Here is a 9,193-nt window from a genome sequence, read left to right on the forward strand (position 1 = left end):
CAATTGCCGGCTTCTAACAATCCGCAAATTCGGCCCAGGGAGCGCGCTGACCAATGAGTTGATTCAACTTCCGCACGTCTTCCCGATAAAATTGAGCGAGCCGTTTGTGTGCCTCCATGGGCATTTTCTTTTCCGAATCAGGTTTGGTATTCCAAATCATGTACCAGAAGAGAAAACGTCTCTCGAAAGGAAATTGCAGGCGCAGCGGAAGGAAGCTTAGAAATCTGCGAAACCAAGGGTGTCTCGCCAGGTCAGCTTCGGCCAATGGAATGCGCCTCCTGGTGCCGCCCACATGGTAATGTTTGCCAAGATTTGCCGGGGAAAAATCCTCATCCAGCTCCAAAAAGCGCATGACCTTTTTCAGCACCGTGGCGGGATCCTTTTTCAATTCATCGGTAAATAAAACCAACAACTGCTCCCTGGGAAACACTTTGTAATATTCCTCGAGTATGAGGCTGTATTCACCCATGGCGACATAGCCATTGTCCTCCGTCCCCGGGAGGAACAGACGCTCCCGGTCAACGGTTTCAGCCTTGAGCTTATCATCAACAACTTGAAGAAAGTCGCGCGATTCAATCTCACGCTTGACCATCATTTTGTAATGGGAATAAGCGCGCTCGATGGGATTGCGCAGCAAAGCGATCAACTTTACGTGAGGCATCTGGTCGAAAATGCGCCGGGGTACTTCCAGGCTGGTCATGTAGGCGGGAGTCGATTTACCCCACATCTTTTCCGGCGGAGCCTCGTTGAAAAACAAATCCGAATACCATTCCCAGCCCTTCGCGCAATATTCCGAGTTGGTGAAAAAAGGGATTTCCTTTTCCGGCAACATGTAGAGTTTTGGGTGCCGCTCCAGATATTTGTGCAGCGAAGTGGTGCCGGATTTCTGCGCCCCGATGATCATGAAATCCAGCTTTGTCGCACGTCCCCCGTTCGTCCGATGGTTTAAGGATGCCTGCATTACAGCTTCATTTTTACAAGGTTCAGCCTGCTTAGTAGAAATATCGACCAGGGACGACTTTCCCAGGGCAATAGTGGAATCACCATGGAAGGAGGAGTGCCCCAAACCTTCGGGCAGGCTTTCAGAAAAACTACTTTTATGCAACATCGTACTGTAATTTTTGCAGCCACGGCGGTTTGTCGAATATGGGGTAATGACCTACCCACAGTTAAATCGTTACCTGCTTTTTTATTATAAACATTAAACATCAGAAAGCGTCCGGCTTTGCACCCGCTGAAATTCTCGAGTCAGAACCCCGGGCATCTTTCCATGAAGAACAACCTTGCTTCCTTGCATCGAACCGAATAGTTCATATCCCTTATGACGCCCGTTTCGGTCGTGGTAAACACATTAAATGAAGAAGCCAACCTGCCCGGTTGTCTCGAAAGTTTGCGCTGGGCCGATGAGGTGGTGGTCGTGGACATGCACAGCATAGATCGCACAGCTGAAATTGCGACCGCCTTTGGCTGCCGGGTTTTCCAACATGAACGCACCGGTTACGTCGAACCAGCCCGCAACTTTGCGATCGCGCAGGCAAAAAATTCCTGGGTTCTGGTGGTGGATGCTGACGAACGTGTTTCACCTGGACTCGCGACTTGGATTAAGGACCATCTGGGCAGCATCTCCGCAGTGGCTTTTCGCATTCCCCGACGCAATTTTTATAGCGATCGCTGGATCACTTGTTGTGGGTGGTTTCCCGATGAGCAGCTGCGGCTGTTTCAGCGTGATTACGTGCGTTACTCCGATCGCATTCACCGCGCTCCAACGGTGGAGGGTTCGGTAATAACCCTGCCCCTGCACGGCGAAGCCTTTTTTGCTCATTATGGGTTCAACACCCTTGAAGCGCGCGTGGAAAAGGACAACAAATATTCGAGCATTACCGCTCAATCCATGTTTCAGGAAGGTCGCCGCATCGGGGCCTTTGGGCTTTTAACGCGCACGGTATGGGCTTTCGTCACCGCCTACTTGTTTCAGGGCGGCATTCGGTTTGGGACTTTGGGTGTCAGCCTGGCTTGGGAGCGGGCATTTGCCACGTTTTTAAAATATGCCAAGCTGTGGGAATTGCAGCAGAAGCACAAATCTTCTTGAATGCCAGAACGGGTCAACCCGTCTATTCATCCAGTGAACTGCATTGGAAGTACGTCAACGCACGTTTATAAATCTTTAGTCTCCCCCTTGCGCAGACGACTCTCTTCTGCTCCTTTAACTGCAAACATTGTCCGGACTGACAGGAGGTCAGGACGCAAAAAACACAGTAATTAAATTGAACCAATGAATTCGAATACTTCCGCCCCGGGATTTCAAGATCGCTATTCTTCCAAGAAAATGGCCAAGCCGGTTAATTTTATTTATTTTGCTCCACAGGCACAAAGTGTTTTCCTCATCGGCGACTTCAACGACTGGGATCCCAATGCTTTTCCAATGAAAAAGCAGCCCGACGGTGCCTGGCTCATTCAAATTCCCCTTCCCCATGGACATCATCATTACCAATATCTGGTGGATGGGAAGCCAGTCCTGGACCCGAAGGCGCAAGGCATCGCCCGGAACGAGAAGAACGAGAAGGTCTCGCTTCTGGCAGTCAGTTAGCGTGCTTTGCAGACCGTTCCAAAGTCACTTTTCGACACATTCTGATTGAATTAAAGGGGACAAAACCTTGTAGTATCAGGCTGCATGGTTTTCAGTTCGCCCATTTTTTTATTTCTGTTTTTGCCGATAGTGCTGACGATTTATTCCTGTCTGCCGGGGATTCGTCTGAAAAATGCCTGGCTTCTATTGGTCAGCCTGGTTTTTTATGCCTGGGGTGAGGCGGTCTTCGTTTTGTTGATGCTCTGTTCCACCCTGATGAACTACGGCCTGGGTTTATGGGTGGATAAGGTGGCGGAACCCAAACGCAGGAAATGGGCGGTGGGCCTGGCGGTCGCCATCAACATTGGACTGCTGGCCTTTTTCAAATATGCCAATTTCTTTGTTGATAACCTGAACCCCTTGTTAAGCTCACTGGGATTGGGGCTTATCAACTTTCCTAAAATACGTCTGCCCATTGGTATTTCCTTTTTCACCTTTCATGCGCTTTCGTATGTCATCGACATTTATCGCCGCAAGAGCCGGGCGGCGCGCAATCCGTCTGACACGGCCCTCTACATTTTCTTTTTCCCGCAACTCATCGCCGGCCCGATCCTGCGCTGGAGCGCCATCGCGCCGCAAATTGCCCAGCGCCTGGTTACCCGTGCCAGTTTTACTGAAGGGATACGGCGGTTTGTGGGTGGCATGGCCAAAAAAATGATCGTGGCCAATGCAGTGGCCATTCCCGCCGATCAGATTTTCGCGCTTCCGGCTGCGGAACTTTCCCCCGTGGTGGCCTGGTTTGGTGCCATCTGTTATACACTCCAAATCTATTTTGACTTTTCCGCCTATTCGGACATGGCCATTGGCATGGGAAAAATGTTTGGTTTTGAGTTCATTGAAAACTTCAACTATCCCTATATTTCCCAATCCATCAAAGATTTCTGGCGACGCTGGCATATTTCACTTTCCTCCTGGTTCCGCGACTATCTTTACCTTCCCATGGGCGGAAACCGCTGTTCCACCGGCCGGAATTATTTCAACCTGGTCACAGTCTTCTTTCTTTGCGGGCTTTGGCATGGAGCGAGTTGGACGTTCGTTGTCTGGGGCCTTTATCATGGATTGTTCCTGGTCCTCGAACGGACGCGCTTTGGCACTCTCATGGATTCGCTGCCACGGCCAGCGCAGCATATTTACACCCTGGTTGTGGTCATGGTGGGCTGGGTTCTATTTCGTGCCGATGCCTTTCCGCAGGCGATGGCTTTTCTAAAGTCGATGTTCGGTTTGAGCGGCGCAACCATAGCCAGCCAGCCTTTGGCCCGATATTTGAGCCGCCAGGTTGCCTGGTCAGTTTTGATTGGTGCGATCTTTTCGATGCCATTTTGGCCTTGGTTCAAGCAACGCTGCGCAAACCTGGTTAAATCCCTGCCGCATCCGGTGCAACCAGCGGCACAAGTCTTTGGCCTGGTTATTGAACCCGTGATGTTGACTGCCCTGATGCTTATCTCCGCGGCGTGGTTGGCGGGAGGAACATACAACCCGTTCATTTATTATAGATTTTAAGTGGCATGACAAAATCCACCCTGGAAAAAATTAGCAAAACCACTCAGTGGGTGATCATTGCCCTTTTTATCGGTTTACTTTGGTTGCCGGCACTGGATTCTTATTTTCATTTGGATCGTGCCCCCATTCCAAACGAAAAGCGCGCCCCGGCATCCTTCCCCAGCTTCAACGCCAGTTTGGACGGCATCCGAAATTTTATCAGCGGTTTGGATGCCTATTATAACGACCATTTCGGTTTCCGAAAACAGCTGGTCAAGTGGGATCGTCGCTGGCGGCGTGATTGGTTCAAGGAATCGTCCCTGGCCGACGTGGTTATCGGTCGTGACGGCTGGTTGTATTACTCAGGCGAACGGATGATTGAAAATTTCCGCGGCATGAGTCAGTTCGAACCCAAGGAGCTTAAAGACTGGCAGACTTTGTTGGAGAGCCGCCGCGATTGGCTCGCGAAGCGGGGAATTCGTTATATTTTTGTAGTGACCCCGAACAAAGAGTCCGTTTACCCCGAAGCATTGCCGGGATGGATGACCAAGGTTCGGCCCGCAACGAAACTGGATCAGTTCCTGGCTTACATGAAGGCGAATTCGACAGTGGAGGTTGTGGATTTACGCCCCTGCCTGCTGGAAGCGAAAAAGAATTGTCCGGTCTATCAGTTTACCGATACGCACTGGAATTTTTATGGCGGCTTTGTGGCCCATCAGGAGCTGATACGCGCTCTTTCGCATCAGATGCCCCGGCTGGAACCCTTGTCCTATGATCAGTTCAAAAAACACACGGAAGATCAACCGGGGGGTGACCTGGCGGTAATGTTGGGGCAGGAAAAAACCATGTTGGAAAAGGATTTTCCCACCTTATTGCCAAACCCGGAGCTTCCGAGATTAAAAATCGACACGGACTTGCAGCTCATTCCCAATAAAAAATGGCCCAAGCTCACCGACCCGACGATCACAACCAATTCCAAAGGGACCGGAAAAGCCATTGTCTTTCGGGACTCATTTTCCGGAAGCTGGATTCCCTTCCTGGGCTATTACTTCAACCAGGTCTTCTACCTATGGGAATACCATTGGGAACCTGCCTTCATCGAACAGGAAAAGCCTGAGGTGGTCATCGATGAGATGCTGGAACGATTTCTTTATAAGGAAAACGCTACGAAGCTGAAAAATCTCGACGCGTTGCAGTAGTCTGCCAGACGGAAGACTTACTCGCCTCCCTGGGAGCGCAATTTTGCCTGGGCGCGTTGTTCCGAAAAGAATTGCTGCAGCAATGAACGGCATTCCTGCTCCCTAACACCATGGGTGATTTCGGCCCGATGATTGAGCGTGGGAAATTGTAACAAATTCATCGCACCACCCGCGCCGCCTCCCTTGGGATCGCTCAGGCCAAAGACCACCCGCGACAGCCGGACATGCACAATGGCCCCGGCGCACATGGGGCACGGTTCCTTGGTCACGTACAAGGTGCACTCATTCAACCGCCAATCGCCCACGGCGGCTTCGGCCTGGGTTATGGCCAGCATTTCGGCATGGGCAGTGGCATCTTTCAGGGTTTCAACCTGGTTGAAGGCCCGGGCAATGATTCTGCCCTCCCGCACGATCACCGCGCCGATGGGAACTTCTTCCCGATCATAGGCTTTCACCGCCTGACGCAGGGCTTCGCCCATGAAATAATTGTCGCTTTGCAGGTCAATGATCGGTTCTTCGGCCATAATAAATTGTGCGGTGAGGGTCAGGATTTGGAAGCGGGAATGGATTCTTCAATGGTCCAGTGGTTGCGCCCTTCGTCGTGACAATGACAATAAGCGGCGAAGAATCCACCACGGTGCCGCCAAAATAACGGCCAGATTTGTTCCACATCCGTTCCCGGCATTTTCAGGGAGGACAAGGCCTCACGTGGGAAAAACTGAAACGCACCTTCGCGGTGTGGTGGCGGCAAGGTCTTCAGCCTGGGTTTTACTTCGAACAGGAACATCAGCCAATGACTTTGCCCCAGGTATCCGTGTTCGGCAATGATCCCGGTCAAATGGAGGTCAGTCGGTTTCAACTCCAACCCAATCTCCTCGAATGCTTCGCGGCATCCACAGGCATAAGGGGATTCACCAATCTCGGTATGCAATTTACCGCCACAGGGGCTCCATAGCCCCAGGTTTGGTTCCTGCGCTCGTTCCAACAGCAGCACCTCATCGCGTTCATTGAAGCAATAAAGCAGCGTGGCAATTTTGTAAGGCAAAGCCATTAAAGAAGTGAAGCACGCACCCGTTTAGCGGGCAAGCGGAAGCCACCGTTTATACCAGCTCAAGTTTCACCGACAAAATCACGGGCTACGGCCAAAACCAATTGCTGAAACTTCTGAAATGACAAACAAAACACTCCTTGCGGCCTATTGAGCGGAGGTTTCATTCAGGGGCTCAACGGGTCACTCAACCGGTCACGATGCGGCAAATGGTCACGATTCCACCGAACCAAAGCCGCATCGCTGGTGTCTTCGAAAAGAAATTTCACCGTCGGCGATTCAACGTGGCCGTCACAGAATAGCACGTTCAGCTTGCCTTGGTGCCGTCCTGAAGCCCCACGCTGTTCCAGATACTTCAAATCTTGGCGCATGAAATCACGCCCACCACGAATACCGTCACCAACCGCCATCATATCACTTGGGCAAACCACATCTGATTCTTTGATTGGCGCAATTTGGAAAGGTTTCTGATGATAGTAACCGTATAGGCCAAGCGCGGCATGTTTCGGGTCCATCGCAGCAGGACCATTGTAGCCTACGGGAGCAACGCCAAAAGAGTTGTAAGCGTAGGAAGCGGTAGCTCGTGTGATACTGCCTGCCGACCAGCCTGCAGTCCGTTTCGCTGATGGACATTGCCATACACCCTCAGAGTAAAAATTGGTTTTAGGTTGGGAATCGTCAAACCCGCCGCGTTCCAGTTGATATACCCAAGTTCCTGAATTCTCGCCGTTCGTCCTTCCATAATACGAAGGATAAGCATGATTATTAGCAACAAAGTTTTGAAGGCCGATGCCGATTTGACGTTGGTTGTTAACACAATGAATTTGTCGTGCCCGCGCCATGGAGCGGCTCAGCGTTGGAATCAAAAGCGCGGCCAGAATTCCGATGATGGCGATGACCACCAGCAGTTCAACCAATGTGAAGCCCTCTTGATTGTTCCTTGGCATACCTGATTAGACCTGCTTGCCGCGATTTCGTCACGTCTGTTTTACACATCGCCCTTGGGTTTTGGCACGCTGGCACCGTTCCCAAAGTTACTACGGCGGCGCATAATCACAATTCAAGGTTGGTACGATTGTGTATTGGCGACGTTTAAACCGTTTGACGATGTTGAAGGCCAGAACGGTCTGGAATCGGGTGGGAATGGGCGGGCAAGCCGAAGCCACAGCTTATTCCGAGGACTCACTGCGACGAAACCAATTCAGAAAAATCAGGATGATGCCGCCGATAAACGCGGCAAAGTAGCTGGCAAAATGCGCCCACCAATCGGCCACAAATCCCATATGATGCGAAGGGGGTATGACCTCCGCTAGAAAATCAGGCAACTGAATCGAGCCGCGCATGGCCAGCACATAACCCATCAGACCAGCCGTCAAAGCAAGGCAACCCATGAAGCCAAGCAGGCGAAAGAGCGGCGATACGATTTGTTGGGCTGTCAGTTTGGGTTTTTTACCCAATCGCGCCGCCATGGCGAGCGGCACCCCCAGCAACAACCCCACCCACCAGGTGGCTACCACACCCCAAAATAAACCCAGGAGAGTCGGCGAATTCGTATTGAGCAGTGGAGGATGGCCAACGGTGAAGTATTCCACGCAGACTCTGGCGGTAAATTGGTCGTGAATGACCCCGTAGCCAACGGCGGCAAGGATGCAGGTTAAAACTATTTTCAGAAACTCCACTTACCATTCTACACCACAACGCAAGACTTGTTGTGAAAAAAATTCGCGAACCGTCATTTTTTTCCAACACAGTACAAATTCTGCCCGGTGCGAATGAAAAGATGACCATCAGCAGCGACAATGGAGGAGCGAATGGGTTCTTCACCCATTTTGAAGGAAGAAAGAATTTTAAATTCATTACCGGCATCCAAAACCACGACTGAACCATTTTCGCTGATGCAATAAATCTTTCCGTCCGCGCCCGTGGGTGAAGAACGGAATGTTTCACGCACACCCAGACTTCCCTGCCATTTCTTTTCGCCAGTTTTTGGATCCAGGCAGGTCATCACATACTTGTCACCATCCAGGACGAACAGTTTGCCCTTATAGAATAGGGGTGTGGCTACGTCGGTAGGGTTTTCCTTGAAGGTCCAGGCGACGTTGGAGTCGGTAATATTTCCTTTTCCATCATCCTTGATGGCAAAGACTGGTTCACGTTTGGGAGCGCAGGCATAAACAAGCCCGTCAGCAGCCACCGGGGAGGGAACAATGCGAAACCAGGGATCATTTTTTGAGTTCAGGCCGCCGCAACGCCAGATTTCTTCGCCGCTTTTGGCATCGTGAGCCGTTGTGCAATTTCCACCCACGATGAGGATTTCAGTCTTTCCATTATGTTCGTAAGGAATGGGTGAGGAATAAGCTTCATTTGATTCCTTGAGAGCATCCGAAGGGCGCACGTGACGATAAATGTTTTTGCCAGTTTTGGCATCGACACACAACAGGTAGGATTCGCGCTCCTCCTTGCCATCATTGGCATGGGTGTAATCGGGCGGGACTGGATTGCGTTCGAGCACCTGGATGTAGAGCCGGCCTTTGTAAAGCAGCGGGCTGGAGCCATAGAGCCACATGTTGGCGATCCTTCCGTATTCCTTGCCGATGTTACGAGACCAGAGTTGTTTGCCCGAGAAATCATACGCCGCGACATCGCCCGTGCCGAACATGGTCACCACGATCTTTCCATCAGTGACGGGTGAAGGCGAGGCCATGTTGTTCCGACCTTTTTCCCTGTCACCCTCTGCCACCTTCTGTTGCCAGCGCACTTTGCCATCCTTCGCATTGAGACAAATGAGATTGAGATTCTTTTCGGCGTCGGGACTGGTAACGAAAATGTAATCATCCCAAA

The 9,193-nt window shown here is 51.2% G+C and carries 10 protein-coding genes; 4 read left to right on the forward strand and 6 right to left on the reverse strand.

The genetic code is table 11. The features are described 5' to 3' along the window. Positions 1–13: 13 nt before the first annotated feature. Positions 14–1,108, reverse strand: coding sequence for a sulfotransferase domain-containing protein (locus CFLAV_RS33165; RefSeq protein ID WP_007417755.1), 1,095 nt, complete (start codon positions 1,106–1,108; stop codon positions 14–16). A gap of 213 nt (positions 1,109–1,321) precedes the next feature. Between CFLAV_RS33165 and CFLAV_RS25455 the strand changes: the two genes are divergently transcribed. The 4 genes from CFLAV_RS25455 (at position 1,322) to CFLAV_RS25470 (ending at position 5,304) form a co-directional block, all read left to right on the forward strand. Next, positions 1,322–2,089 (forward strand): glycosyltransferase family 2 protein, encoded by a 768-nt coding sequence (locus CFLAV_RS25455; RefSeq protein ID WP_007417756.1) that lies wholly within the window; start codon positions 1,322–1,324, stop codon positions 2,087–2,089. 183 nt (positions 2,090–2,272) lie between these two features. Further along, on the forward strand, positions 2,273–2,587 hold the full coding sequence (locus tag CFLAV_RS33170) for an isoamylase early set domain-containing protein (protein ID WP_007417757.1): 315 nt from the start codon (positions 2,273–2,275) through the stop codon (positions 2,585–2,587). 84 nt (positions 2,588–2,671) lie between these two features. Then, positions 2,672–4,126, forward strand: coding sequence for an MBOAT family O-acyltransferase (locus CFLAV_RS25465; protein ID WP_007417758.1), 1,455 nt, complete (start codon positions 2,672–2,674; stop codon positions 4,124–4,126). A 5-nt stretch (positions 4,127–4,131) separates the two neighbouring features. Next, positions 4,132–5,304: an alginate O-acetyltransferase AlgX-related protein gene (locus tag CFLAV_RS25470; protein ID WP_007417759.1), complete on the forward strand. Its 1,173-nt coding sequence runs from the start codon at positions 4,132–4,134 to the stop codon at positions 5,302–5,304. Between the two features lie 17 nt (positions 5,305–5,321). Here the strand turns inward: CFLAV_RS25470 and tadA are convergent, their stop codons facing one another. From tadA to CFLAV_RS25495, 5 genes are all read right to left on the reverse strand, one after another. Then, positions 5,322–5,828 (reverse strand): tRNA adenosine(34) deaminase TadA, encoded by a 507-nt coding sequence (tadA, locus tag CFLAV_RS25475; protein WP_007417760.1) that lies wholly within the window; start codon positions 5,826–5,828, stop codon positions 5,322–5,324. 20 nt (positions 5,829–5,848) lie between these two features. After that, positions 5,849–6,355, reverse strand: coding sequence for an NUDIX hydrolase (locus CFLAV_RS33175; RefSeq protein WP_007417761.1), 507 nt, complete (start codon positions 6,353–6,355; stop codon positions 5,849–5,851). A gap of 164 nt (positions 6,356–6,519) precedes the next feature. Continuing rightward, complete coding sequence (locus tag CFLAV_RS25485; RefSeq protein ID WP_007417762.1) at positions 6,520–7,299, reverse strand: prepilin-type N-terminal cleavage/methylation domain-containing protein; 780 nt, start codon at positions 7,297–7,299, stop codon at positions 6,520–6,522. A 222-nt stretch (positions 7,300–7,521) separates the two neighbouring features. After that, positions 7,522–8,031 (reverse strand): hypothetical protein, encoded by a 510-nt coding sequence (locus tag CFLAV_RS25490; protein WP_007417763.1) that lies wholly within the window; start codon positions 8,029–8,031, stop codon positions 7,522–7,524. 53 nt (positions 8,032–8,084) lie between these two features. Next, positions 8,085–9,193: outer membrane protein assembly factor BamB family protein (locus tag CFLAV_RS25495; RefSeq protein WP_007417764.1), on the reverse strand; the 1,109-nt coding region annotated here is incomplete at its 5' end.

The sequence above is a fragment of the Pedosphaera parvula Ellin514 genome (assembly GCF_000172555.1).
Lineage (GTDB): Bacteria > Verrucomicrobiota > Verrucomicrobiia > Limisphaerales > Pedosphaeraceae > Pedosphaera.